The sequence below is a fragment of the Janthinobacterium lividum genome, from assembly GCF_011601275.1.
GTDB classification, from domain to species: domain Bacteria; phylum Pseudomonadota; class Gammaproteobacteria; order Burkholderiales; family Burkholderiaceae_D; genus Janthinobacterium; species Janthinobacterium lividum_E.
In genome coordinates this window covers 43382-67814 of record NZ_JAAOLY010000011.1, presented here as the reverse complement: position 1 = coordinate 67814, position 24433 = coordinate 43382, and the positions used below count along the sequence as shown (strand labels likewise).

Genomic DNA, 24433 nt, shown 5'->3' with positions numbered 1-24433 from the left:
ATGCAGCATCAATTCTCATCAATTGTCGCAACGCATTAACAACACCAAGCAAAAATCATTGCCTCCCGGCATTGTAAATATCGGTCGTTCGAGCGTATGCTGGAGTCGTCTGAACGGTGCCGCCAGAGCACCGTCGCCGCCGCATTCCTGGCCTGCCGGGCTGGAAGCGGGCCACGCCCCATCGCCGCACAATAGAGAGTTGGAGACACAGCATGAAGAAATTGACGTTCCAGCAGAAGTTATGGATCCCCCTGATTTGCAGCCTGTTGTGCATCACCGTTATTTTTGTCTATAACGCCCTGGAAGTGCGCAAGATCCGCATCGAAGAACGTAGCGCCGACCTGAGCAATGCCGCCGACCTGGGCCTGGGCGCCGTCAAGATGTTCGGCGACCTGGCCGCCAGCGGCGCCTTGACGAAGGAAGAAGCGCAGAAGCAGGCCACGGCCGTCATCAAGAGCATGCGTTTCGGCGAGACCGGTTATTTGTCCATCATCAACCTCGATGCCGTCGTCGTGATGAATCCCGCCGCGCCGCAAACGGATGGCAAGAACATGTCGGATTTCAAGGATGCCAACGGCACCTATCTGTACCGTGACATCGTTACCGTCGGCAAGAGCGATGCGGGCAAGGGCTTCGTCCACTATTATTTCCCACGTCCCGGCCAGAAGACCCCCGAACCGAAAATGAGCCGCGTGGTGGCCTACAAGCCATGGGCCTGGACCCTGGTGGTGGGCGTGTACATGGACGATATCGACGCGGCCTTCCGCCAGTCGCTGCTCACCTCGCTGGGCGTGCTGGTGCTCGTGTGCGCGTTGCTGGCCGCCGTCGTCGTCGTGATCAACCGCAGCTTGCGCCATGCGCTGGGCGGCGATCCCGAGTATGCGGCCGACGTGGCTGAAAAGATCGCGAATAACGATTTGAGCGGCGTCGTGCGTACGCATGCCAACGACCGCCACAGCGTGCTGTACGCGATGAAAACCATGCAGGCGAACCTGGTCGATGCGATCAGCGAAATCCGCCACAGCGCCGAGACGATCGCCACGGCATCGAGCGAGATTGCCAGCGGCAATATGGACTTGTCGGCGCGCACGGAAATGCAAGCCAGCTCGCTGGAAGAAACGGCCGCCTCGATGGAGGAATTGACTTCGACCGTGACGCAAAACGCGGGCAACGCCGTGCAGGCAAATGAACTGGCGCAGTCCGCTTCCGCCGTGGCCCGCCAGGGCGGCGCCGTGGTGGCGCAAGTGATCGGCACCATGGATACGATCAATGCTTCGTCGCGCAAGATCGTCGACATCATCGGCGTCATCGATGGCATCGCGTTCCAGACGAATATCCTGGCCTTGAACGCGGCCGTGGAAGCGGCGCGCGCCGGCGAGCAGGGACGCGGCTTTGCCGTCGTGGCATCGGAAGTGCGCAACCTGGCGCAACGCTCCGCGGGCGCAGCGAAGGAAATCAAGGAACTGATCGGCGCTTCCGTCGACAGCATCGCGGCCGGCAGCACGCTCGTCGCACAGGCGGGCACGACCATGGATCAGGTGGTGGCCAGCGTTTCGCGCGTGACCGACATCATGGCCGACATCACGGCCGCGTCGCACGAGCAAAGCACGGGCATCGGCCATGTCAACCAGGCGATCACGGAAATGGATAGCGTGACGCAGCAAAATGCGGCACTGGTGGAAGAGGCGGCGGCAGCGGCGTCGAGCATGCAAGATCAGGCGGCCGTGCTGGCGCAACTGGTGGCGCGCTTCAAATTGTCGGCGCAGGAATCGGGAACGGCGCCGCGCCTGGCGGCAAGTTCGGCTGGCGCACCGCGCGCTGCGGCGAAAAAGCCGCTGCGCAGCCTGGCGGCGCGCTAAGGTCTTTGCGAAGGACTTATCGGGCTGGCGCCGCCGCTTGCGGCGCCGGTTCGAATTCCAGTTTGCCATCGACGACCACGAATTGCCCGATCGGCTGGCCCAGGTCGGCTTTCGGGTCGTTTTCCATTTCCGTCAGTTCATTGCAGGTATTCGTTTCCGCCTGCCACAACTGTTTGCCCATGCGAATATTCCACAGGCCATCACCGGCTGCAAACAGCTCGACGGTGATGTCGGCCGGCGCATCCGTCGACAGGGTATGCAGGCGCTGGCATTGCGGCAGATTGGTCGCCATCAGCTGCACTTCCACGGTATCTTGCCAAAAATAACGTTGCTGGCGGCGCACGGTCAGGGAGTGGTCTTGCCCATCGAACATGTAGATGGCGAAGTCCTGGACACAGCCTGACAGCAGGACGGACAGCGTGACGATCAGGAGTTTGCGCATGGTCGGCTTTCGTTGATGGTTCTCGGGAATGGCGGCGTTCAATTCTTGCGGCGAGAGTGGGCACTTGCGCTGCCTGGGCGCCGTCTTGTTTTTCGCTTACGTGGCATTATATCCATGCATATCAGTTGCGGCGCGACAATAGTTATGCCAAGTGCGCCTGCCCCTACTTATCTACCTGGAAAGACCACGATGATCGACCTGTATTACTGGACCACGCCCAACGGGCACAAAGTGACGATGTTCCTGGAAGAAGCGGGCATCCCCTACAACCTCATTCCCGTGCATATCGGCAAGGGCGAGCAATTCAAGCCCGAATTTCTCGCCATCGCGCCGAACAACCGCATTCCCGCCATCGTCGACCAGGCGCCGGAAGATGGCGGCGCGCCGCTGTCCCTGTTCGAATCGGGCGCGATTTTGCAATACCTGGCCGAGAAAAGCGGGCAATTCCTGCCGGCGGACGTGCGCGGCCGTGCCGAAGTCATGCAGTGGCTGTTCTGGCAAATGGGCGGCCTGGGCCCCATGGCAGGGCAGAATCACCATTTCGTGCAATATGCGCCCGAACCCATCGACTACGCCATCACGCGCTACGTGAATGAAACGAACCGTTTGTACGGCGTGCTGAACAAGCGCCTGGCCGACCGCGAATTCGTGGCCGGCGACAGCTATTCCATCGCCGACATGGCGATCTACCCGTGGATCGTGCCGCACGAACGCCAGCGCCAGAAGCTGGAAGATTTCCCGCACCTGGCGCGCTGGTTCGCGGCCATTGCCGCCCGCCCCGCCACCGTGCGCGCGTATGCCCGCGCGGCGGAGATCAATGTGCAGCCTACCGTCAGCGGCGACGCGAAAAGCGTGCTGTTCGGGCAGACGGCGAAGACGGTGGCCTGAGCAACGGTTAATTGCCCCGGTACGTGGAAAAGCCGAAAGGGCTGAGCAGCAAGGGAATGTGATAGTGCTGGTCAGTCTTTTTCACGTGAAATTGCACGGGGATTTCCGGGAAAAAAGTTTCCTGTTTCAGGCGCGCATAGTGTTCGCCTGTCTTGAACACGATACGGTAGTCGCCCGCCTGCATGGGCGCATCCACCGGATACATGGCCGCGATGCGTCCCTGCGCATTCGTCACGCCACTGCCCAGTTGTTGCCAGCCTTCACTGTTCTTTTGTTCCAGGGTGACCGTTACGCCGGCCGTCGGTTGGCCGCTCTGCAAGTCGAGGATGTGCACGCTCAAGGGATTGGCGGCGGCCAGGGCCATGCTGGACAGGCTGGCGAAGGCCAGGGCGGCCGTGATTTGTTTCAGTGTAGTCATCTTCATATCTTTCTTTACAGGGTAGGGGAATCGAGTTCGGGGATGGCGGCCAGGGCGGCATGGGCGCAGGCCCTGTCTTGCAGGGCGCCACCGCCACCGGCCACGCCGATGGCGCCGACTACTTCGCCTCTGGTTCGCAAGGGCAGGCCGCCGCCCAGCAGCAACAGTTCCGGCACGGTCGTCAAATTGGCCATGTCGGGATTGCCGCGCGCGGCCACGGCCAGCGCCTGGGTATCATTCTTGGTGGACAGGGCCGTGTAGGCCTTGCGCCGGCTGGCATCCGTGTTGTGCGGCCCGACGCCATCGGCGCGCTGCACGGCGACAATATTGCCGCCACGGTCCAGCACGGTGACGACGATATGCCGGCCTTGCGCCTGGCAAGCGGCCATGGCCGCGCCGGCCAGCTTGTTGGCCGCCGCCAGCGAAAGGTCATCGACCTTGCGCAGCTGGGCGTGGGCGGGGCTGGCCAGCAGGCACAGCAGAGTAGTACCAAAAAGAAGGGTTTTCATGTGGCGTCCAGGAAACAAGATGGCGCCAGTATGGCCAGTCTTGCCCTACGAGAAGATGATCGCCGCATGACATTTTTATCATCCGCGGCGATCTGCACGCGGCGTAAAATGGTTTTATATTCTCTTTAGAAAGTGGCCATGCGCATCCTGGTAATCGAAGACGAACCGAAGACGGGCGACTATCTGCTGCGCGGCCTGGCCGAGTCCGGCTTTACGGTGAGCCTGGCGCGCAATGGCCGCGACGGCTTGCACATGGCAAGTACGGAGTCACCCGATCTCATCGTGCTCGACGTGATGCTGCCCATCATGGACGGCTGGCAAGTCTTGCGCGCGCTGCGGCTGCAGGAGGGCGGCGCGGACGTACCCGTGATCTTCCTCACGGCGCGCGACGAAGTGCAGGACCGCGTGAAAGGGCTGGAACTGGGCGCCGATGATTACCTTGTGAAACCGTTCGCGTTTGCCGAACTGGTGGCGCGCATCCGCACCCTGCTGCGGCGCGGGCCGCCGCGCGAAGACGATGTCATCCGCATCGGCGACATGGAAATCGACGTGATGAAACGCAAGGTCAGCCGGCAAGGCCAGCGCATCGCCCTGACGGCGAAGGAATTCGGCTTGCTGCATTTATTGGCGCGGCGCCAGGGCGAGGTATTGTCACGTTCCATCATCGCCTCGCAAGTGTGGGATATCAATTTCGAGAGCGACACCAACGTCATCGACGCGGCCATCCGCCGCCTGCGCAGCAAGCTCGACGACCCGTTCGAACCCAAGCTGATCCACACTTTGCGAGGCATGGGCTATGTCTGCGAATTACGCTCGCCCACGATACCTGACAACGGCGCGGCCGCATGAAGCTGGCGCAACTCCGCCGCTCGCTGACCCTGCGCGTCACGCTCGTCTTCGTGCTGATCGTTGCGCTCGTGTCGGCTGGGCTGGGCATGCATTTGTACCGCTCGTTCGTGGCGGAAATCGAGCGCCGCGACGATATTTTGTTGCTGGGTAAACTGCGGCAGATCCAGCAATTGCTGGGCAATGCGGGCACCCTCGACATCATCCGCGAACGGCCCCAGTATTTCCGCGACACCATGAGCGGACAAGAGAATTCCCTGGTGCGCATCGTGCGTGCCGATGGCACGCGTTTGATCGATGTCAACCCGAACGGCGAGACGGTGGCGCATCCTGTTCCTGTCGCCGTCGATGCGCCCGTGACAAACAGCGACATCGTCAGCTGGACCAGCCGCGACGGCTATCCCGCACGCGTGGTGGCGGCCAGCGCACGCATCGGCGACCCGGCGCAGATGGCGGATATCTCTGTTGCCAGGGTCTACGGCGACCGCACGGCCATGTTCGCCGCCTACCGCTGGCAGATTGTTGTCTCCGTTGCCGTCAGCGCGCTGGTGGCGGCCCTGTTGGCGAGCCTGATGCTGCTGCGGGGATTGCGGCCGTTGCGCAATATCGCCGCCCACGCGGCCCTCGTGCGGCCAGGCAAGCTGGAGCAGCAACTCGATGCGCGCGGCGCGCCCACCGAATTGCTGCCGCTGATCCAGGCCTTGAATGCCATGCTGGCGCGGCTGCAGGAAGGCTATGCGCGGCTGTCGCAATTTTCCGCCGACCTGGCGCATGAATTCCGCACGCCCGTCACCAATCTGCTGGGGCAAAGCCAAGTGATGCTGGCCCGTCCGCGCAGCGCGCATGAGTATGAACAGCTGGTATCGTCGAATGTGGAGGAGCTGGAACGGCTGTCGCGCATGATCGACAGCATGCTGTTTCTGGCGCGCGCGCAGCAGGATGAAATGGTGCTCGTCAAGCAAGTCTTGCCCGTGCAGGACGAGTTTTTAAGGCTGGCCGATTTCTTTGAAGGACTGGCCGAAGAGCGCGAGCTGGCGCTGGCTTGCCACGGCAGCGGCAATGTGACGGCCGAGCCACAACTGCTGCGCCGCGCGCTGGGCAATTTACTGTCGAACGCCATCCGCCACGCGGCGCCGGGCAGCACAATTTTATTACGCTCGCATGCGATGAGCGAGGGCGTGGAACTAAGCGTGAGCAACCTCGGTCCCGCCATCCCCGCGCGCCACTTGCCCCATTTGTTCGAGCGTTTCTACCGCGCCGACCCGGCCCGCAGCGACTCGGCCGCTTCCACAGGCTTAGGGCTGGCCATCGTCACGGCCATCATGCAGTTGCATGGCGGCAGCGCGACGGTCGCGTCCGATGCGGCCGCCACGACGTTTACTTTAGTGTTTCCGCTTGAGGACAGTAGGTCGGATTAGCGCGCAAGCGCGTAATCCGACATCACCGCAGCGCCAACAATATTGTCGGATTACGCTGCGCTAATCCGGCCTACCCCATCTCCACCAAAAACTCATGCATGCCCGTATGCGGCAATTGCGCGCAGGCCGGTGCAAAGTGCGGCAATTGCCCCCACAGCAGCGGGTTGCCGACGATGTACACATAGTGCTGCGCGCGCGTCAGGGCCACGTTGAGCAGGTTCGGCGTGGCCGCCGCCCATTGCGCGGCGCCAGCCGTGCTGTCGTCGGCGCCGAGGACCAGCATCACGACGCTTTGCTCCTTGCCCTGAAAGGTGTGCACTGTGCCCACCATCTGTCTGCTCCACTGGCGCAATTCGCGGGCCGTCGGCGCCTTGCCATAGCCGAGGCGGCGGTCCCAGTCCATGTCGACGATGCGCGAACGCAATTCGTTGCGTACGGCCTTGAACGGCGTGATCACATACATCTCGGGCAGCTTGCCGTCGCGGCGATACAGCTTCAGCAGCACTTCCAGCACGAAATCGAGTTGCACGGGCACGACCTGCTTGTAGCTGACAGGACCGGCGGCGTCGATCCAGCAGCTGGGACCACGCGTGAGTCCCCGCGCGCCGGCCGGCGGTGTGCGCTCGCTCAAGCCGTAGACCATCTTGTCTTCGTAGGCGATGGCGTTGGCCAGCGAAAACATCGGTTCCACGCAGCGGCGGTGTACGCGCAGGGGGCTGCCTATCCACAGCGGTTGCGTGCTATTGGTGCCGACAGTTGCGCCATAGCGGTTGGCCTTGTCGGCCAGCGTCTGCACGGACACGGAAGTCGGCGCATAACTGCCATCCTGCGTGTGCGGCGACAGGGCCGACAAGGTTTGCACGAGGCGGCTCGGCACCGTGAACACGGGCTCGATCTGCAGCGGGTCGCCCACGACGACAGCACGTTTCGCGCGCCACAGGCTGCCCAGCGCCGCTTGCGGCACGGCCTGGCCCGCTTCATCGATGAACAGCCAGCCCAGCGATTCGGGACCCATGCCCTGGAACTGGCGCGCGAACGAGGCAAACGTCGTCGACACGACGGGCACGACCATGAACAGGCTGTGCCAGACCATGGCGATGTGCGACTGGTCATAGGCGCGCTTGTTTTTCAGCAATTTGGAGACGGCCAGCAAGTTGCCGCCAAAGCCGGGACCGCCTTTCTTTGCCACTTCCGCCAGCCACGCTTCATGCAGGGCCAGGGCCTTGGCGAACAGGCGTGAGCGCAGGCGGGCCAGGGCCGGTTCATGCCACAGGCCGCCAATTTGCAGGGCGTCGCCGTCCAGCTCGTCCAGGGTCGCTGGCGCAATGATGGTGGGAAAGCGCATGCGCGCGCGGCGCAGCAGTTCCGTGCTGTCATCCCATTCGCGCTGGCGCGATTGCGCCGTGCGCAGGGCGACGTGCAGGCTGTTGCGGGCGCGTTCGCAGCGCGGCTCCAGTTCTCCCTTCAGCAGCAGCTTGATGGCGGAGACATCGCGCGCGGCCTGGCGTTGCGCTTCGGCATTGGCGACGACGGCATCCTTGTAGGTGCGCGCCGGTGCCGTGCGGAACAGGCGGGCAAAGAAGCCGGGCTGCGTCAGCGCCACCAGGCGCTCCTCTTCCAGCAATTCCTTCTTGCTGGCGAGCAGGGTGTCCTGCTGCGCCAGCGCGCCGGACAGGGCGCCATTCGCCGCATCCATCTCCTGCTCGGCAGCAATCAGCGCCTGCTGGCTGGCCTGCATGAAGTCTGCTTCCGTGCAAGTGCCCACGGCTTGCCACAAGGCCGCGTACTGGGCGTGCTCGGCCAGGGCTTTTTCCACCACGTGTTCCGTCTCACGAAACTCGCGCGCCGCCTGGGCGAAGCTGACGCCCTGGTAGCTGGCCAGCCACTGGCGGATATTTTGCGCGTTCGGCGTCTTGCGCGCCGTGGTCTTGTCCCAGTCGTCGTCATAAAAATTGCTGACGAAGCGGCGGCGGTTCGCGCTGTTGCCCAGTGCACAGGACATCAAGCCCCATGGCGCTTCCGCCTCGTCCAGGGCGCGATTGGCGCCATTGCCATCGGCCACGACCCGGCGCGCCACGCTTTCAAAGTAGCGCGTGCGCGCCCATTCCTTGCCCAGCTGCTTAGGTTTTGGCAGGTCGCCGGAAATATTTTCCACCGCTGCATTGTTCGACGAGGCGACGACCATTTCAAAGCCCGTCAGTTCCGGGCGCAAGCGGGCGATGGTGATCGGGTCGCGCACGCCTTCGAAGGCCACGGCCACCTTGCCGATGAAGGCGTCGCCGGCGCGGTCCAGGCAGGCCAGCACGCTGGCGCGGCGCACGATGTTGTCGGCGAATAATTCGCGCAACAAGGTCGTCTTGCCCGTGCCCGGCGGACCGTTGACGGAAAAGATGCCCCGCTCGCTCAAGCCCGTGCGCGCGCCGTGGATGGCGAACTGCTGCATCAGGCTCATGGCGTAGCTGGCGTCTTCCAGCCAGTGTCCCCGGTTCATATTGCCCGGATTGAGCATGGCGGCCAGCGCCTGGCGTCCGGCCGGACTGTACAGGTCGATGCGCTCATCCTGCGCCAGCGGCGTCAGGTAGGCTGCGACCGTCGCGGGCAGCTTGCCGCCACGCAAGGCGCGGATGATCTGTTCCAGGTCATCCAGGTAAAAACTGTTGAGGATATCGATCGACGGTTCCGCGACGTCGCCAAAGTCCAGCGTGCGGTTCTGGCTGTTCTCAAGCGCATCGGCCGGGTCGGCAGCGGCGCGTTTCTTGCGTGTGCGCAATTCCAGCACGGCCAGCGGCTGGCCGGCCAACGGGTGGAAGCCGGCCCAGTCGCGCATCAAGTCGGCCAGGGCCGCGATTTCCATGCCGGACAGGGGAGACGAGACATTGCCTGCCTCGTCCGTCACTTGCTGTGGCGTGCGGCTTGCCGCGAAGTTGCGCAGGCTGTCCTGCAGCGCCAGCTGGCTGTCGCTGAAGGCGTCCAGGCTCAGGCCCGACCAGTCCGGCGTGCGGGCACGGCCCAGCGCCCACGGCAACGTTGACACGGACACGGGGTCGAACTGCGGCTCGCCCAGCGCATTGAGATTGATGCGGGCAAAGCACGAGCGTCCCAGCAGTTCTGTTTTTTCTGTTTCGGCAATGTTTTCCGGGCCGTTGGCCGGCGGGCAAGCTTTGTTGATTTCAGCCTTGTCGAAGACGCCGAGGAACAATGAGAAGCCATCGATCTCGCGGTCAGACGGTACTTGCCATTGCGTGGAGAACTGCGGCGGCAATTGCGCCAGCTGTTCGCGGTGCAGGAGACGCACGGTGGACTGGTCTTCAACGTCCGTGATTTGATTCAGGTCAAACGGGATAAAGAATTCGATCTTGTGCCAATACTCCAGGATAGCCAGGAGGCGCTGCTGTTCTGCCTGATTCATGATGACCAATATTTTGTAAAAGCGAGCGAGGATTGTAAAGCGTATGCGCGCTGCACGTTTTGCACTTTTATCTATTGCGCGGGCTTTGCCGCAAAAAAAAGTGGTATTGGCAGACGAAAAAAAGCCAGGCAGCAACTTCCTGCCTGGCTTTCCCTTGGGGAGGGTGCTGTTGGGTGTTAAAGCTCGTGCATTAAAACTCTTCCCATTCGCTCTCTGCAGCCGCATTGCTGCGGCGTGCCGGCGCGGCGGCCACGGCCTTGCGCACGGGGGCGGGCTTGGCCGCAGGTCGTGCGATGGCGGGCGCTGCCGGTGCTGTGCGCACAGGCGCCAGCTTGGGTGCGCTGGCCACATGGTTGCCGGTTTTAAAGAAGCCCACCACGTGGGCCAGTTCACCCGCCTGGTCCTGCATGCTTTGCGAGGCGGCTGCCGCTTCTTCCACCAACGCTGCGTTTTGCTGCGTCACTTCATCCATTTGGGCGATGGCCATGTTGATCTGTTCGATGCCGATGGTTTGCTCGTGCGTGGCCGAGGTAATCTCTCCCATGATGTCGGTCACGCGCACGATACTGTCGACGATGTCGCCCATGGTCTGGCCCGCTTCATTGACGAGTCGCGAACCCGTGTCCACGTTGGCGACGGACGCGGCGATCAATTCCTTGATTTCCTTCGCTGCGCCAGCCGACCGTTGGGCCAGATTGCGCACTTCCGACGCCACGACGGCGAAGCCGCGGCCCTGTTCGCCCGCGCGCGCCGCTTCCACGGCCGCGTTCAAGGCCAGGATATTCGTCTGGAAGGCGATGCCGTCGATGACGCCGATGATGTCGACGATTTTCTTCGACGAGGCGTTGATGGTGCCCATGGTGTCGACCACTTGCGAGACGATGCTGCCGCCGCGCACGGCCACTTCCGACGCGCTTTTTGCCAGCTGGTTCGCCTGGCGCGCATTGTCCGCGTTCTGCTTCACGGTCGAGGTCAGCTCTTCCATGGCCGACGCCGTTTCTTCCAGCGAGCTGGCTTGCTCTTCCGTGCGGGACGACAGGTCGAGGTTGCCGGCGGCAATTTCGCTCGATGCCGTGGAGATCGCATCCGTACCGTTGCGCACTTGCGCCACCACGCCCAGGAGACTGGTGTTCATGGCTTTCAGGGCGCCCAGCAGGCGGCCCGTTTCATCGCTGGAATTGACGACGATGTGCGACGACAAGTCGCCCGAAGCGACGGTTTCGGCCACGCTGACGGCCGCATTGATGGGCTGCGTGATCGAACGCGTGATGATCCAGGCAACAAAAGCACCCAGCAGCACGGCCACGCTGCCCAGGGCAAGCATGGACGCGCGCGCGCTGCCGCTCAGCGTTTCGGCGTCCGTTGCCGCCTGCGCCGCCTGTTCACCTTCATACGCGACCAGGCTGTCGAGCGCGCCCAGCACGCGTTTCAGGCTCGGCGCCGCCTGCTGTGTCAGGAATGCAATGGCTTCTTCCGTCTGGCCCGCATTGCGCAGCTCGATGACCTTGTTGTTCAGCGGCGCACCCGCTTTCAAGGCAGCGTCCAGCTCGGCCATCAGCGCCGTTTCCTTGTCCGTCGAGATTTTCTTTTGCAAGGTTTCCTTGGCGGCGCCGTATTTCTTGCGCGCTTCGCCAATTTTCGCCAATTCCGCCTGCACCAGCGCTTCCGTCGGCGCCACCACAATGCTCGTGATCGCCAATGTAATGTTGCGTACGTTGTCGCTCATGGTATTGGCGGCCGCCATCTTGACGTTCTTGTCGGCCACGATGTCGTGCGTGCGTGCGCTCAGTTGCCCCATGGAATACAAGCCGACGAGCAAGACGGCGACCAGCAGGCCGAGGACGACAGCAAACCCGATCCCGAGCCGGGTGCCGATTTTGAATTGTGTGAGTGACATGATTGCTTTCGTGTTGCGGAAGTGAGGGAAAACGTCGACAGGTCGAGGCTACGGGTTTATACGTAGCAGCGGCCGGTCTGTAATTGTTCCTCAAAATTTCGCACCGCAATACAAAAACTTGTATCAAGTCCGCGAAAAGTTTGAAAACTGGTAGCAAATTGTATAAGTTGTCGTGTGGAAACAACGAGCGTGGTGCTGATGCGGGCTCAGCTTTCCGGAAACACGTGGATGGCGAGGAAATCGATGAAGGCGCGCAGTTTCGGCGTCAGGTGGCGACTGCTGGGCCACAGGATGCGGAAGGCGCCGTCGTGCTGGCGGTGCGCGTCCAGCACCGGCTGCAAGCGTCCCGCAGCCAGCGCGGCGCGCACGGCAAAGTCGGGCAGGGCGGCGATGCCCAGGCCGCTTTCGGCAAAGTGCAGCAAGGTGTCGACATTGTTGCAGTGGAGCAGGGACGGCAAGCCGGCCGTGTGCAGGGCCTGCCACTCTGGCAGGGGCCAGGCTTCGACTTTGCCGCTGCTGGGAAATTTGTACAGCAGGCAAGTGTGACGCGCGAGGTCGGCGGGAAGCAGCGGCGTGCCGTGCTGCGCCAGGTACGTGGGCGCGGCCACCAGCTGCAGCTGGAACTGGCCCAGCTGGCGGCTCATCAAACGGCTGTCGGCGCTTTCGCCCGCGCGCACGACGGCGTCGTAGCCTTCCTCGATCACGTCGACCCGGCGGTCGCTGAAATCGAGGTCGAGCTCCACCAGCGGATACGCGCGCGCGAACGCGGCCAGCACGGGATTGAGCAGGCTGCCGACCTGCGGCAAGCTGACGCGCAGCCGGCCTTGCGGCGCGCTCTTGCTATTCGATAACTCCAGCTCGGCCGCTTCGATCTCGCCCAGGATGCGGCGGCAGCGTTCGAGAAACACCGTACCTTCGCTCGTCAGCGCGATACTGCGCGTGCTGCGGTGAAACAGGCGCACGCCGAGGCGCTCTTCCAGCCGCGCGATGCTCTTGCCCACGGCCGAGGCGGAAATACCAAGCACGCGGCCCGCCGCCACAAAACTGCGCGTTTCGGCCGCCTGCACGAAGGCCGTGAATCCCGCCAGGTTATCCATGTCACTCCTCTTTGATTGCGGATGCAAACGTCCGCACAGACAGAAACTATAGCCTGTTTTTCTTTGATCGCGCCTGCCTTACCTTGGCAGTCTGATCATTTGAAAGGCTCAGTCATGACTTACAACTTCTCTCCCACGGCCTTGGCCGCCCGCATCGATCCTCTGCTGGACTGTGTTCTGCAGCAGCGCCTGGTGGGCGCCGTCGTGCTGGTGCGCCAGCGTGGCCAGGACGTGTATCGTCGCGCGGCCGGCCACCTGGACCGCGAGGCGGGCACGCCCATGCGCGAGGACGCGCTGTTCCGCCTGGCATCCGTCAGCAAACCCATCGTCTCGACGGCCGCGCTGGCGCTGGTTGGGCAAGACCGGCTGGGCCTGGACGACCTGGTGACGCACTGGCTGCCGTATTTTGCGCCGCGCCAGCCGGACGGCGCCGTGGCGGCGCTGACCGTGCGCCACTTGCTCACGCACACGGCCGGGCTCGACTATGGCTTTTTCCAGTCGCCGGGCGGCGCGTATGCGCGGGCCGGGGTGTCGGATGGCATGGATGCCTCGCCCATTACCCTGGAGGACAACCTGCGCCGCCTGGCCACCGTGCCGCTGGCGTACGCCCCCGGCGAGCGCTGGGCGTATTCGATCGCCACCGACGTGCTGGGCGCCGTGATCGAAGCGGTGACTGGTTTGCCGCTGGCGCAGGCCGTGGAACATCTGGTGACGGCGCCGCTGGCCATGCACGACACGGGTTTCCTGGCGACGGAGCCGGCGCGCCTGGCCGTCGCGTATGCGGACCGCGCAGCGGGAGAATCCCGGCCGCGCCGCTTGCTCGATGTTGGGGAAGACCATCTGCCGTTTCTCGATGGCATGGCAGGTTTTACCTTGTCGCCGGCGCGCGCCCGCGATGCGCAGGCGTACCCGTCGGGCGGCGCCGGCATGGTGGGTTCGGCGCCTGACTTCATGCGCTTGCTGGAAGCGCTGCGCCAGGGCGGCGCGCCGCTGTTGCCGCCAGAACTGGCGCGCCAGATGGGCACGAGCCAGACGAGTGAATGTGACTTGCCATTCTGGCCGGGCCGGGGCTTCGGCCTGGGCTTTACCGTATTGACCGATCCGCTTGCCGCCGCCACGCCGGAATCGACGGGCAGCTGGCGCATGGGCGGCACGTATGGCCACTCGTGGTTTGTCGATCCGGCGCAAGAGCTGTCCGTGGTGGCGTTCACGAATACGGCATTGGAAGGCATGGCGGGGCCGTTCGTGACGGAACTGTGCCAGGCAGTGTATGGCTCGAAGGAACTGGAATGACGCGCCCGCACCCGATCGTCTTCCTCGCGTTGGGCTTGTTCGGCGTGTACTGCATCGAGTTTGGCGTCGTCGGCATCTTGCCGATGATCATGCAGCGCTACGCGGTGACGGCCGCGCAGGCGGGTTCATTGGTGAGCCTGTTCGCCCTCGTCATCGCCGTGGGCGGCCCCTTTCTGGTGCTGCTGGCCACGCGCTGGCGCCGCAAGCGCGTGTTGATCGCGTCCCTGCTCGTGTTCGCGCTGGCCAGCGTGGTGTCGGCGTATGCCCCCCGCTTCGAGCTGCTGCTGGCGCTACGCATCGTGCCGGCCCTGTTCCACCCCGTGTATTTCTCGCTGGCCATGGTGGCGGCCGCCGCGCTGTATCCGCCACAGGATGCGGCGCGGGCCGGCGCGCATGCATTTACGGGCACCAGCATGGGCATGGTGCTGGGCATTCCGCTGACGACGTGGATTGCCGCACAGTATGGCTACGAGGCATCGTTCCTTGCCTGCGCCCTCGTCAACGCGCTGGCCGCGCTTGGTTTATATGTGTTCTTGCCCGACACGCAGCAGGAAGCGCCGATGGCCTACGGGCGCCAGCTGGCCGTGCTGCGCAAACCCGCCCTGTGGCTCACCATTGCCGCTGCCGTGCTCGTCTTTGCGGCCATGTTTGCCGTGTATGCGTATGCGGCCGCTTATCTGCAGCAGGAAGCGGGCTTGTCGGCGCGCCAGACGGGGCTGGCGCTGGTGGTGTTTGGCGTGGGCGGCGTGGCGGGCAATCTGTTTGCCGGGCGTCAGCTGGGTACGCACGTGCTGCGCACGGTATTGTTGCAGCCCGTGCTGCTGGGCCTGGCGTACTGCTTGCTGTACCGCTATGCGGGCAGCGGTATCGGCTGGGCGCCCATGGCGGTGTTGTTGCTGTTCTGGGGCGCGGCGCACACGAGCGGGCTGATCGTCACGCAAGTGTGGCTCAGCAGCGAAGCGCGCGAGGCGCCCGCGTTCGCCATCGGCGTGTATATCGCCGCCATCAACCTGGGCGTGACGGTGGGCGCGCTGGCTGGCGGCCAGGCCATTGCGCACTACGGCATGCAGGGGGCGCTGGCGTGCGGCGCGCTGCTGGGTATGCTGGCGCTGGCGGCGATTGCCGGGAAAGCGTGGCTGTACCGCCCGTCGTCAGTCGGCAATATGGTTGGGAATGCGAAACAGTAAATCCGTATCGCCGATATCCACACCCGCTTGCGACAGCAGGGTGCTGGCCTGTCCCCGGTGATGCGTCTGGTGGTTAAAGAAATGCATGAGCAGGCTGAAAAACTCGCGCCGGTTCGGCCCCTTGCTGTTGCGGTAGTCGAGCAGGTGGTCGAGGTCCGCTTCCGTGATGGAGGCGGCCCAGTCGACGATGAGCTGATCCAGCCATTGCCGGTGCGCATGCATGGCGGCAAAATCGTCGGCCGCGAACAGCGGCTGCGTGAGCGAGGCGGGCGGAGTGATGGCGCGGATGGGGTTGAGCAGGGGGAAACCGGCCGGGTGTTTCGCATAGCGCTGCATCCACAGTGTGTCGCCCACCATCACGTGGTTCAGGGTGGCCAGCAGGGAGCCGAAAAAGGCGCCCCGCTCGCGCTGCAGTTCTTCCGCCGGCAGGCTGGCCGCCGCCGCGTAGACCTTGGCATTCATCCACTGGTTGTAATCGGCCATCAGGCAAATGTGGGCGCAACGGCTCATGCTGGACTCCTTCAGTGGATGAATGATGATGTTAAACGGATTTCAAAAACGCGCGTATGCCGGCCAGCAGCATTTCAATCGCCATCGCCGTCAGGATCAAGCCCATCAGGCGTTCAAACGCCGTCATGACTCTTGGACCGAGGGCCCGCTGCAAGCGTTCGGCGCACAGGAAGACGGCCAGCCAGACGACGGCCACGGCCGTCAAGCCCGCCACGTGGGCGATCACTTCATTGACTTCATGCGAGGAAAACAGCAGCACGGTGGCCAGGGCCGACGGACCGGCCAGCGCGGGGATGGCCAGCGGCACGATGAACGGTTCGCCGCCCATCTCGTGGTCGCTATTGCCCGCGTTCGGCTGTGGAAACACCATGCGCATGGCGATCAGGAACAGGATCACGCCGCCGCCGATGCGCAGGGCGATTTCCGACAACTGCAAGGCGTTCAGAAAATGGCGGCCGAAGAACATAAACAGCAGCAGGATGCCGAAGGCGATCATGCATTCGCGCACCACGACTTTCCAGCGCCGCTCGATCGGTACCCGTTTCAGGGCATTGACGAACAGGGAAACGTTGCCGAACGGGTCAGTGACAAGCAAGAGCAGGATAAAAGTCTGGAAGAAATTCTGTGTCATGGTGGTGTGGAATAAGGTCAACACCGTTGCCAGGATGGGTGCGGTGCGATAAGGCTTGCGATGATAACAAGCGCGGCGCTTATCGCCCATGATTATTGATGCATAGCAGCATTTTTTTACGCAGCGATGACTTTAGCCTGGTAAAACGCGGTCGGCGTGGTGCCGAAATGTTTTTTGAACATGGCGGCAAACGCGCTTTGGCTCGTGTAGCCGTTGTCCATGGCCACGTCGATGACCTTGATGCCTTGCGCCAATTGCTCCAGCGCCCGCAGCAAACGCGCTTGCTGGCGCCATTGGCCGAAGCGCATGCCCGTCTGTTTCTGGAACAATCGGTGCAGACTGCGCTCGGTGATCGCCAGTTCCTGCGCCCAGTGCGCCACCGTCACTTGCTCGCCCGGCTGTTCCATCAGCCGCGCGCAGATGCCGCGCAGGCGCGCGTCAAAAGGCAAGGGCAGATACAGGGGCAGTACTGGCAGGCTGTCGAGCTCGTGCAACAGCAATTGCAGCAGATGCCAGTCGCGGCTGCCTTCCGTAAAATCGGGTGCGATGTCGACGGCGGCCACGATCAGTTGCCGCAGCAGGGGGCTGATGTCGAGCACGCAGCTGTGGCCAGGCAGCAATGGAGAATTGGCGCAGTTGACGAACACCGTGCGCATTTTCACAGCGCCGCTCATGCGCACCTTGTGCGCGATGCCGGGTTGCAGCCACACGCCGCGCGTGGGCGGCACTACCCAGCGCCCGCCCTGCGCCTCGATGGTCATCACGCCCTCGATGGCATACAGCAATTGCGCATGCGTGTGGCGATGGGCGGAAATCACGTGGCCGTGCGCATAGTCGACGGCCAGCGCCATGGCGCGCGCCGTGACGGGCAGCAATTCCTGAAAGGCGGGGGAGGAACAATCCATGAAAGCAGGTCAGTTTTGCGATAGGTATGGACATCTTAGCGCGAGAAGGCGCGGCGTGCCTGCGGCATGATGAATACCCGCAATTATTTATGGAGCCTCGCATGCCTGTGCGCGCCTATCTGTATCCGTTTCTGGCCATGTTGCTGTGGGCCGGCAACGTCGTCGTGTCCAAGCTGGCCGCGTCCAGCATCGCCCCCACGGCCATCACTTTTTATCGCCTGGTACTGGTCTTGCTGGTGATGACGCCGTTTATCGTTCGGCCCCTGTGGCGCAACCGCGCCGCCATCCGCCGCCACTGGTGGCAGCTGGCCTTGTGCGGCCTGATGTCGATGGCCTTGTTCCAGAGTTTGTCCTACCGCGCCGCGGAAAGCACCACGGCGACGAATATGGCCATCGTCACGGCGCTGGCGCCCCTGATGACGGCCCTGCTCAGCGTGTTGCTGCTGGGCGAGCGCCTGACGGTCGGCATGGCGGCCGGCGGCGTGCTGTCGTTTGGCGGCTTGCTGTACCTGGTGGGGCGTGGCGACGTGCTGGCCTTGCTGCATCAGGGCGTGCATGCGGGCGACGCGCTGATGCTGCTCGCTTCCCTGAGCTTCGCCCTGTACGGCGTGCTGCTGCGCCGCTGGCGTCTGTCTGTTCCTGCTTGGCAAGCCATTTATTGCCAGGCGCTGGCTGCCCTGGCGTGCATGTTGCCGTTCTTCCTGTTCTTGCCGCCCGGCAGCGCCAAGCTGGACGCCACCACCTTGCCCTTGATCGGCTATGCGGGCATCGGTTCGTCCATCGTGCTGTCCTATCTGTGGATCGAAGGCGTCAAACTGCTGGGGCCGAACCGCTGCAGCATCTACGTCAACCTGTTGCCCCTGCTGACGGCCTTGCTGGCCATCGTCTGGTTGCACGAAAGCATGCATGTGTACCACCTCGTCGGCGGCGGCATCTCGCTGCTGGGCGTGCTGCTGGCGCAGACGGTGCAGCGGCCCCTGTTCGGCCGGCGTCCTCGCGTGTCCGGTCTTGCCTGAGCGGCCATGCATAATGGCGGTTTTCAGGCAGTGGAGTGGGCATGCGGCAAGCATTTTGGATGAGCACGATGGCGGCGCTGCTGGCGCTGGGTAACTTGGCGCCAGCGCAGGCGGCGCGTTTCTATGAAGGCGTCCCTATGGCCACCGCCAGCGTTGTCGAGCGCCGCGATGGCGGCGTGGTGTTGGCTTTCTTGCGGGAAAATGGCGAGGTCAACGGCTACTACTGCCAGTGCAATGGCATCAGCGAAAAACGCATGAACCTGGACAAGTACGGCAAGGCGGCCATCGCGGCCGTGTTCCAGCTTGACCTCGACAGCGAAGGTGAAACGACGTTCGTGCTCAGCCGCAGTGCCGATGGCTATGGCTTGCATGCCTACCGCTACGAGCGCAGCGGCGGCAGGATGTTCAAGGTCGCGACCTTGCAGCCGGCCTTGGATGCCATCGTGCGCGGCGCGAAAACCATGGACGAGGCGCGGGTACGCGCTGCGCTGGCCCGTTTGCAGCTGATCGACTACAGCATCGCCTATGTGCCTACAGGCGTGGCCGAGTTCGACGCCATCGAGCATGCGTACGGCACCCTGGTCGGCTATTTCAATATCGATGGTGACTTGTTGCCGGGCAAGCCGGTGGACGCACCCGCGTTTGCCTATAAAAAAACCTTCGAGGGAAAGGATGGCCATTTCCTCACGGTCACGTATTTGCTGGGCAAGGGCTGGGAAGGCGGGCGCGCGCCCAGCTATCACATCAAGTGGATCACCTGGGAAACGCAACCGCAGCGCTTTGCCGCCAGCCAGGATGGGCTGTTCATCGAGTACGACGTGAATTGCTGCAGGGGCAGCGTGTTTGCCCGCGGCCAGTATGCGCAGGGGAAGCGGACAGGGCAGTGGCACTATGAAGAGCCGCTCACCATCCGTTCGTCTGGCGCGTTTGTCGATGACAAGGCTGAAGGAGCATGGACCTATGTAAGCGGCGAGGAAACGACGACGGGCATGATGCAGCGTGGTCAGCGCACGGGACGCTGGGAAGTGAGTCCGGGTGTGGAGGAATGGCGCGACGAGGGCAAGGGCAACTACCAGGGCTTCGATACCTACCTCAAGGACAGGCTGGATGGACCCAGCGAGCGTCGCGTCGAAGGCGTGGTGCACTGGCAGGGCAACTATGTCAATGGCAAGAAGCAGGGCCAGTGGGTCGAACCTGGCGGTGGCGGTTTGTACGTTGACGACGTCAAGCAGGGGCCGTGGAAGAAAGCGACGCCGGATGGCGGCTGGCAAGTGTTGACCATGCTCAATGGCGAACCGGAAGGCAAGCTGGAACAATATGCGCCCAATGGCCAGCTGGAACTGGCCGAGCATTACCGCCTGGGCGTGCTCGAGGGCACGATGGAAAGTTTTTATCCGGATGGCAAGCGGCGTTATCAGGGGTCATTTGCCGAAGGCAAGCGCGATGGCGTGGAAATCCTGTTTTATCCCGATGGCGAATTGCCGCAATTTCAGCGCAACTGGCACAAGGGCGTGCTGCATGGCGTCAACATCGAGAATTTCCAGAACGGCAAGCCGAAGCTGATCGGCGCCTACGACATGGGCAAGAAAACGGGCCGGTTTCAATATTTCCGCAGCGATGGCCAGCTCATCGAAGAAACCATGTATTAACTAATTGGCTAACATAAATGGCATTCCCACGCGAGCGCGCACGATTGCGGAATGCCAGTTCTGCGCAAAAAACATCATCCGCTTGTTACAAAGCGTGAAAATTCATGCTGGATGTTGCTACTGGTAATCTTTCCCTGTATCTTGCAGTCAGGAAATAAAAGTACGGAAAACCTCAACCCTGTTGATCTGTCTTTCACTCCTGACGATATGCGCGGGCCGCCTTCCCCCTGCTGCCGCACACGCCGTATCGCTCTGTCCTGAACAATTCACGTGACCCGCCCATCTGGCGCTTGCTGTATTCCAATCGGTAAGCAGCGGCATGGTTGCGCCCCTACCAAGGAACTGCATGCTGTCGAATATCACTATAAAAATGCGCCTGATTGCCACCATGAGTGTGCTGGGCTTGCTGATCGCCGTGCTGGGCGTCATGAATATCATCAGCCTGAAATCGGCCAACAACAGCCTCAACGAGGTCTACAGCAATCAGCTGGCATCGACGCAAGCGATCGGCGAATCGCAGATTCTGCTGGGCCGCGCCCGGTTCACGATGGACCGCGTGATGGTGCATCCTGATGCGGCCGACGCCAAGGATATCCTTGTCCGTGCCGAACAATTCATGGAGGCATCCAACAAGTCCTGGAAGGTGTACCTGGGCTTGCCGCAAAGTGCGGATGAAAAGCGCTTGTCCGACGACATGGACAAGAAGCGCAGCGATTACATGAGCAATGGCTTGCTGGTCATGAGCAAGGCTTTGCGTGAAGGCAATGTCGCGCAAGCGGACGGTTTGATGATGACGGGACTGACGCCGCTGTACCGCACCTTGGACCAGGCCGCCGAAACATTGACGCAATACCAGGCCACTTCGGCCGCCGCGATGTATGCGACCAGCCAGTCCAGCTACCGTACTCAGGTGACCATGGCCATCGGCGGCATGATACTCGGCGCCTTGCTGACCATTATCTCGAGCATCTTGCTGCTGCGCGCCATCTTTGGCCCGCTGGACCAGGCCCTGCGCCATTTCGGCGCCATTTCCGACGGCAACCTGGCCAACGACATCGTCATTATGCGCAACGACGAAATGGGCGCCTTGCTGACGGGTTTGCAGAAAATGCAGGAACGCCTGTCGACCACCGTGCGTGGCGTGCGCGACGGCAGCGGCGCCATCGCCACGGCCAGCAATGAAATCGCTTCGGGCAACCTGGATCTGTCCAGCCGCACGGAGCAGCAAGCGTCGAGCCTGGAAGAAACGGCCTCGTCGCTGGAAGAACTGACCTCGACCGTCAAGCAGAATTCCGACAATGCGCGCCAGGCCAACCAGCTGGCTGTCTCGGCATCGGACGTGGCGGTGAAAGGTGGCGCATTGGTGGCGCAAGTGGTCGATACCATGGGCACCATCAGCGAATCGTCGAAAAAGATCGCCGACATCATCGGCGTGATCGACGGCATCGCCTTCCAGACCAATATCCTGGCGCTGAATGCAGCCGTGGAAGCGGCACGCGCGGGCGAACAGGGCCGTGGCTTTGCCGTCGTCGCCACGGAAGTGCGCAACCTGGCGCACCGCTCGGCTTCCGCCGCCAAGGACATCAAGCTGCTGATCGAAGCGTCGGTACAGAACGTGGGCGCCGGTAGCGAACTGGTCAGCCAGACGGGCACGACGATGGACGAGATCGTGTCCAGCATCCGCCGCGTGACGGACATCATGGGCGAAATCAGCGCCGCCGGCCGCGAGCAGGAACTGGGCATCGGCCAGATCAATCAAGCCGTGGCGGAAATGGATACCGTGACGCAACAGAATGCGGCCCTGGTGGAAGAAGCGGCAGCAGCGTCGGAAGCCATGCAGGAACAGGCGGCGGCGCTGGCCGAAATGGTCAGCATTTTTAAACTCGACGCCAACCATAGCGGCCCGGCAGCGGCCAAGCCTGCCTTGCGCAAGCCTGTCGTTGCCGCCGCCAGCACGGCCTTGAAACGCCCGGCGTTGCGTCTGACGCCAAGCCGCGTCGCCGCTGCACCTGTCGCGGCCGCAAAACCGCGTCCGGCCAAGCCTGCAGCCGACAACAGCGGCGAGTGGGAAGAGTTTTAAGTTACTGTGCTTCCAGGGTGGCCTTGCTGCCCTGTTCCTGCAAGCGCGCCGCCTCGGCCAAGGCCTGGGCGCGCGCTTCTTCCGCCGCCTGCTCCGCTTTCTCCAGCGCATCATGGCGCGCCTGCAAGGCTGCCCGGGCACGCACGAAGACAATCTTGATGGCCGCCATCACGGGCACGGACAAAAAGATGCCGACCACGCCACCGAGCTGATCGCCAGCCAGCAAGCCGACGATCACCATCAGCGGGCTCACTTCCACGCCTTCGCTCATCAAATACGGATTGACCACGTAATCCTGGAACAAGCGGTAGGCGGCGATAAAGCCGATCAGCCAGAACACGTGCTCGAAGCCGCTGAAACCGGCCACGACCACGGCGATGACGGCGGCCGCCAGAGGACCGGCAAACGGGATGAATTCCAGCAAGGCGGCAGCGCCGGCCAGCAGCAGGCTGTACGGCACGCCCATCAGCGAAAAGGCGATGCTGTAGGACACAAACGTGGCGATCGACAACAGCAGCAGGGCGCGCACATAGCGCGACAGCAAGATGTCGAGGTCGTCGATGATGGCGCCCCAGAGCTTCTTGTTCGGGCGGTTCAGCAGGGACAACAAGCCGTCGCGCATGTCCGGTCCCTCCTTGATCAGCAAAAAGCTCAGCACGGGCACCAGCACCAGATAGATCAGGTTGCTGGCCGCATGCATGACGGTCAAGCCCAGTTCTTTCGCCAGCGGCATGGCTTGTCCCGTACCGCTGCTCAGCTGCGTCTGCATGAATGACAGCAGGCGCGCGCGCAGCGGCTCCATGAATTCAGGCAAAGGAATGCGCTCGGCAAAGTTATTGCCCTTGAGCAGCGTCGGCAGCTGATCGCTGAGTTTGATCGCCTCTTCCTCGATGCGCGCGCCAAAGATGGAGCCCAGCACCGCCACCAGCAAGATCACGACGAGGAAGACGATGCCGATATTGGCCGTGCGCGGCAAGCGTTTCGGGCCATGGCGTTCCAGCAGGCCGATCAGCGGATACACGAGGTAGCTGAAGAAAATGGCAAAGACCACGACGATCAGGGTCGACGAGACCTTGTAGGTGAGAAAGAGCAGGAAGGCGATGAGGAACGCCGTCCACACCATCTTGGCAACGCGCAAGTTAAAACCGAACATATGAATTCCTTAGGGGCAGGATGCGACGCAAGCGTGACAGGCTTGAAGGGCAGGGTGGGCAAGGCAGGGATCGGGCCGCGCCGCACGGCTGGAAATCATACCGCAAAATGCCAAAATGCCATGCTCTTGTGCGTAATGGCAATGCTTTCCCGGTTCGCTTACCTTATTTTGTCCGCCAACTGGCCACGGTGATGAGGATGCCATCGTCCTTGTTTGGTTCGCGCAAGGTCACCGTGTAGCGGCCGCTCGTATCGCTGCCCGTAAACACCACCTTGTCGTCATGGCCCTTCACTTGCGCGCCCTTGGCCAGCTTGGCGTAGGTGTTGAGCACCCAGTGGAAATCGGCATAGCTGCGCAGGGTGATGTCGGCATCGGGCATGGGTTCGTCGCCCGCCTCGGCCGCTTCCGTCGGCGTGCGCATGGGCAAACCGACCAGGCCCGCTGGTGTGACGATCTTGCCGCCGCTGGAACTGCTGTTCAATTCCGCATTCGGCAACAGCAGGTGCAGCAGGCTGTCGGGAAAGCCGGGCGGCACGTCGCGCGCCTCCCAGCCGGGTTGATCGGGGCGGGTCGTGATGTATTCCACCGCCGCAATGCTTTGCCGCTGTTCCGGCGCGGCCTGCGCCAGCATGGGGGGCAACTGCCGCGCCCAGACCAGTAGCGGCGCGCCCATCTCATCCTCAGCGCCTGGCGGCAAGAAGAGCGTCAGCACGGCGTGCGTGGCTGGCAGGCAGGCGGGTGCGGCGTCGCCGATGGGGGCTTGGCAATGGCCGTTGACGAGGCCCAGCGCCAACAGCTTGCGTTGCGGATCGAACAGCATGGCGGCGCGCCAGGCACCGTGTGTGCCGGCATCGACGGAGGCCAGCACGGAGCGCCCGTCTGGCAGCATGGTGCGCGTGATGTCGTCGAGTGAATGCATGCTGCCGAGCACCTGACGGGCGATCAGGGTGTCGCCCTGCGTATAGCTGCCGCGCGCATAGCCGAGCAGCTTGAAGACGTCGGCGCGGATCTCCGGATGCGCACTCAGGCGCAGTGGCGGCGACGGCACGGGCACGGTAGCGGCCACGAAGGCGGCATCCTCGGCAGAAACGGCTTGTGCCATGCTGGAAAGCGGCAGGGACAGGGCGGCGCACAGCGACAGCATGCACAGAGTGATTTTTCCTGGGGTGTTCAATGGCCATCCTTGTCGAGACGCCATGCCGGACCGGTTGCCGGCATGCGCGGGC

Annotated in this window: 20 protein-coding genes; 9 read left to right on the top strand and 11 right to left on the bottom strand. The window is 62.9% G+C overall.

Features of this window, described 5'->3' with window-relative positions:
* Positions 1-212 precede the first annotated feature (212 nt).
* Positions 213-1859, top strand: coding sequence for a methyl-accepting chemotaxis protein (locus tag GYK42_RS17460; RefSeq protein ID WP_166448530.1), 1647 nt, complete (start codon positions 213-215; stop codon positions 1857-1859).
* A gap of 16 nt (positions 1860-1875) precedes the next feature.
* On the opposite strand, the gene GYK42_RS17455 is transcribed toward GYK42_RS17460, so the two are convergent.
* A complete protein-coding gene (locus GYK42_RS17455; RefSeq protein WP_166448529.1) occupies positions 1876-2301 on the bottom strand; it encodes a hypothetical protein in 426 nt (141 codons plus the stop codon).
* A gap of 189 nt (positions 2302-2490) precedes the next feature.
* Here GYK42_RS17455 and GYK42_RS17450 point away from each other — a divergent pair, with 189 nt between their 5' ends.
* Complete coding sequence (locus GYK42_RS17450; protein WP_166448528.1) at positions 2491-3189, top strand: glutathione binding-like protein; 699 nt, start codon at positions 2491-2493, stop codon at positions 3187-3189.
* A gap of 7 nt (positions 3190-3196) precedes the next feature.
* Here GYK42_RS17450 and uraH read toward each other — a convergent pair whose 3' ends face one another.
* A complete protein-coding gene (gene uraH, locus GYK42_RS17445; protein WP_166448527.1) occupies positions 3197-3607 on the bottom strand; it encodes a hydroxyisourate hydrolase in 411 nt (136 codons plus the stop codon).
* A gap of 14 nt (positions 3608-3621) precedes the next feature.
* On the bottom strand, positions 3622-4116 hold the full coding sequence (locus tag GYK42_RS17440; RefSeq protein WP_166448526.1) for a GlcG/HbpS family heme-binding protein: 495 nt from the start codon (positions 4114-4116) through the stop codon (positions 3622-3624).
* Positions 4117-4254: 138 nt separating this feature from the next.
* Between GYK42_RS17440 and GYK42_RS17435 the strand changes: the two genes are divergently transcribed.
* Positions 4255-4965, top strand: a complete 711-nt coding sequence (locus GYK42_RS17435; protein WP_166448525.1) for a heavy metal response regulator transcription factor — start codon at positions 4255-4257, stop codon at positions 4963-4965.
* Positions 4962-6380 carry a heavy metal sensor histidine kinase gene (locus GYK42_RS17430; protein ID WP_166448524.1) on the top strand — a complete coding sequence of 473 codons (1419 nt, stop codon included), beginning with the start codon at positions 4962-4964 and terminating at the stop codon, positions 6378-6380. The genes GYK42_RS17435 and GYK42_RS17430 overlap by 4 nt, the downstream gene beginning before the upstream one ends.
* A 70-nt stretch (positions 6381-6450) precedes the next feature.
* Here the strand turns inward: GYK42_RS17430 and GYK42_RS17425 are convergent, their stop codons facing one another.
* The 3 genes from GYK42_RS17425 to GYK42_RS17415 form a co-directional block, all read right to left on the bottom strand.
* A complete protein-coding gene (locus GYK42_RS17425; RefSeq protein ID WP_240943634.1) occupies positions 6451-9789 on the bottom strand; it encodes a DEAD/DEAH box helicase in 3339 nt (1112 codons plus the stop codon).
* Positions 9790-9979: 190 nt separating this feature from the next.
* The gene (locus tag GYK42_RS17420) at positions 9980-11686 is read right to left on the bottom strand and encodes a methyl-accepting chemotaxis protein (RefSeq protein WP_166448522.1); all 1707 of its coding nucleotides are present in this window, start codon (positions 11684-11686) and stop codon (positions 9980-9982) included.
* Between the two features lie 206 nt (positions 11687-11892).
* Positions 11893-12783: a LysR family transcriptional regulator gene (locus GYK42_RS17415; protein ID WP_166448521.1), complete on the bottom strand. Its 891-nt coding sequence runs from the start codon at positions 12781-12783 to the stop codon at positions 11893-11895.
* Between the two features lie 114 nt (positions 12784-12897).
* On the opposite strand from GYK42_RS17415, the gene GYK42_RS17410 reads away from it, so the two are divergent.
* The gene (locus GYK42_RS17410; RefSeq protein ID WP_166448520.1) at positions 12898-14076 is read left to right on the top strand and encodes a serine hydrolase domain-containing protein; all 1179 of its coding nucleotides are present in this window, start codon (positions 12898-12900) and stop codon (positions 14074-14076) included.
* Entirely contained in the window at positions 14073-15263 is a 1191-nt protein-coding gene (locus GYK42_RS17405) for an MFS transporter (protein ID WP_166448519.1), read from the top strand. The genes GYK42_RS17410 and GYK42_RS17405 overlap by 4 nt, the downstream gene beginning before the upstream one ends.
* Here GYK42_RS17405 and GYK42_RS17400 read toward each other — a convergent pair.
* From GYK42_RS17400 to GYK42_RS17390, 3 genes are all read right to left on the bottom strand, one after another.
* Positions 15228-15773 (bottom strand): DinB family protein, encoded by a 546-nt coding sequence (locus GYK42_RS17400; RefSeq protein ID WP_166448518.1) that lies wholly within the window; start codon positions 15771-15773, stop codon positions 15228-15230. The genes GYK42_RS17405 and GYK42_RS17400 overlap by 36 nt on opposite strands.
* Before the next feature lie 31 nt (positions 15774-15804).
* The gene (locus tag GYK42_RS17395; RefSeq protein ID WP_166448620.1) at positions 15805-16404 is read right to left on the bottom strand and encodes a MarC family protein; all 600 of its coding nucleotides are present in this window, start codon (positions 16402-16404) and stop codon (positions 15805-15807) included.
* Positions 16405-16520: 116 nt separating this feature from the next.
* Positions 16521-17309 (bottom strand): AraC family transcriptional regulator, encoded by a 789-nt coding sequence (locus GYK42_RS17390; RefSeq protein WP_166448517.1) that lies wholly within the window; start codon positions 17307-17309, stop codon positions 16521-16523.
* Positions 17310-17410: 101 nt separating this feature from the next.
* On the opposite strand from GYK42_RS17390, the gene GYK42_RS17385 reads away from it, so the two are divergent.
* From GYK42_RS17385 to GYK42_RS17375, 3 genes are all read left to right on the top strand, one after another.
* Entirely contained in the window at positions 17411-18325 is a 915-nt protein-coding gene (locus GYK42_RS17385; RefSeq protein WP_166448516.1) for a DMT family transporter, read from the top strand.
* A gap of 41 nt (positions 18326-18366) precedes the next feature.
* On the top strand, positions 18367-19974 hold the full coding sequence (locus tag GYK42_RS17380; protein ID WP_166448515.1) for a toxin-antitoxin system YwqK family antitoxin: 1608 nt from the start codon (positions 18367-18369) through the stop codon (positions 19972-19974).
* 346 nt (positions 19975-20320) lie between these two features.
* Complete coding sequence (locus GYK42_RS17375; protein WP_166448514.1) at positions 20321-22054, top strand: methyl-accepting chemotaxis protein; 1734 nt, start codon at positions 20321-20323, stop codon at positions 22052-22054.
* Position 22055: 1 nt separating this feature from the next.
* Here the strand turns inward: GYK42_RS17375 and GYK42_RS17370 are convergent, their stop codons facing one another.
* Both GYK42_RS17370 and GYK42_RS17365 read right to left on the bottom strand, forming a co-directional pair.
* Complete coding sequence (locus GYK42_RS17370; protein ID WP_166448513.1) at positions 22056-23207, bottom strand: AI-2E family transporter; 1152 nt, start codon at positions 23205-23207, stop codon at positions 22056-22058.
* 163 nt (positions 23208-23370) lie between these two features.
* Positions 23371-24381: a hypothetical protein gene (locus GYK42_RS17365; RefSeq protein ID WP_166448512.1), complete on the bottom strand. Its 1011-nt coding sequence runs from the start codon at positions 24379-24381 to the stop codon at positions 23371-23373.
* Positions 24382-24433 lie beyond the last annotated feature (52 nt).

Excerpts from the sequence above, each read along its gene's own strand:
- GYK42_RS17460 (WP_166448530.1), top strand. The coding sequence starts at position 213 with ATGAAGAAATTGACGTTCCAGCAGAAGTTATGGATCCCCCTGATTTGC.
- GYK42_RS17455 (WP_166448529.1), bottom strand. The coding sequence starts at position 2,301 with ATGCGCAAACTCCTGATCGTCACGCTGTCCGTCCTGCTGTCAGGCTGT.
- GYK42_RS17450 (WP_166448528.1), top strand. The coding sequence starts at position 2,491 with ATGATCGACCTGTATTACTGGACCACGCCCAACGGGCACAAAGTGACG.
- uraH (WP_166448527.1), bottom strand. The coding sequence starts at position 3,607 with ATGACTACACTGAAACAAATCACGGCCGCCCTGGCCTTCGCCAGCCTG.
- GYK42_RS17440 (WP_166448526.1), bottom strand. The coding sequence starts at position 4,116 with ATGAAAACCCTTCTTTTTGGTACTACTCTGCTGTGCCTGCTGGCCAGC.
- GYK42_RS17435 (WP_166448525.1), top strand. The coding sequence starts at position 4,255 with ATGCGCATCCTGGTAATCGAAGACGAACCGAAGACGGGCGACTATCTG.
- GYK42_RS17430 (WP_166448524.1), top strand. The coding sequence starts at position 4,962 with ATGAAGCTGGCGCAACTCCGCCGCTCGCTGACCCTGCGCGTCACGCTC.
- GYK42_RS17425 (WP_240943634.1), bottom strand. The coding sequence starts at position 9,789 with ATGAATCAGGCAGAACAGCAGCGCCTCCTGGCTATCCTGGAGTATTGG.
- GYK42_RS17420 (WP_166448522.1), bottom strand. The coding sequence starts at position 11,686 with ATGTCACTCACACAATTCAAAATCGGCACCCGGCTCGGGATCGGGTTT.
- GYK42_RS17415 (WP_166448521.1), bottom strand. The coding sequence starts at position 12,783 with ATGGATAACCTGGCGGGATTCACGGCCTTCGTGCAGGCGGCCGAAACG.
- GYK42_RS17410 (WP_166448520.1), top strand. The coding sequence starts at position 12,898 with ATGACTTACAACTTCTCTCCCACGGCCTTGGCCGCCCGCATCGATCCT.
- GYK42_RS17405 (WP_166448519.1), top strand. The coding sequence starts at position 14,073 with ATGACGCGCCCGCACCCGATCGTCTTCCTCGCGTTGGGCTTGTTCGGC.
- GYK42_RS17400 (WP_166448518.1), bottom strand. The coding sequence starts at position 15,773 with ATGAGCCGTTGCGCCCACATTTGCCTGATGGCCGATTACAACCAGTGG.
- GYK42_RS17395 (WP_166448620.1), bottom strand. The coding sequence starts at position 16,404 with ATGACACAGAATTTCTTCCAGACTTTTATCCTGCTCTTGCTTGTCACT.
- GYK42_RS17390 (WP_166448517.1), bottom strand. The coding sequence starts at position 17,309 with ATGGATTGTTCCTCCCCCGCCTTTCAGGAATTGCTGCCCGTCACGGCG.
- GYK42_RS17385 (WP_166448516.1), top strand. The coding sequence starts at position 17,411 with ATGCCTGTGCGCGCCTATCTGTATCCGTTTCTGGCCATGTTGCTGTGG.
- GYK42_RS17380 (WP_166448515.1), top strand. The coding sequence starts at position 18,367 with ATGCGGCAAGCATTTTGGATGAGCACGATGGCGGCGCTGCTGGCGCTG.
- GYK42_RS17375 (WP_166448514.1), top strand. The coding sequence starts at position 20,321 with ATGCTGTCGAATATCACTATAAAAATGCGCCTGATTGCCACCATGAGT.
- GYK42_RS17370 (WP_166448513.1), bottom strand. The coding sequence starts at position 23,207 with ATGTTCGGTTTTAACTTGCGCGTTGCCAAGATGGTGTGGACGGCGTTC.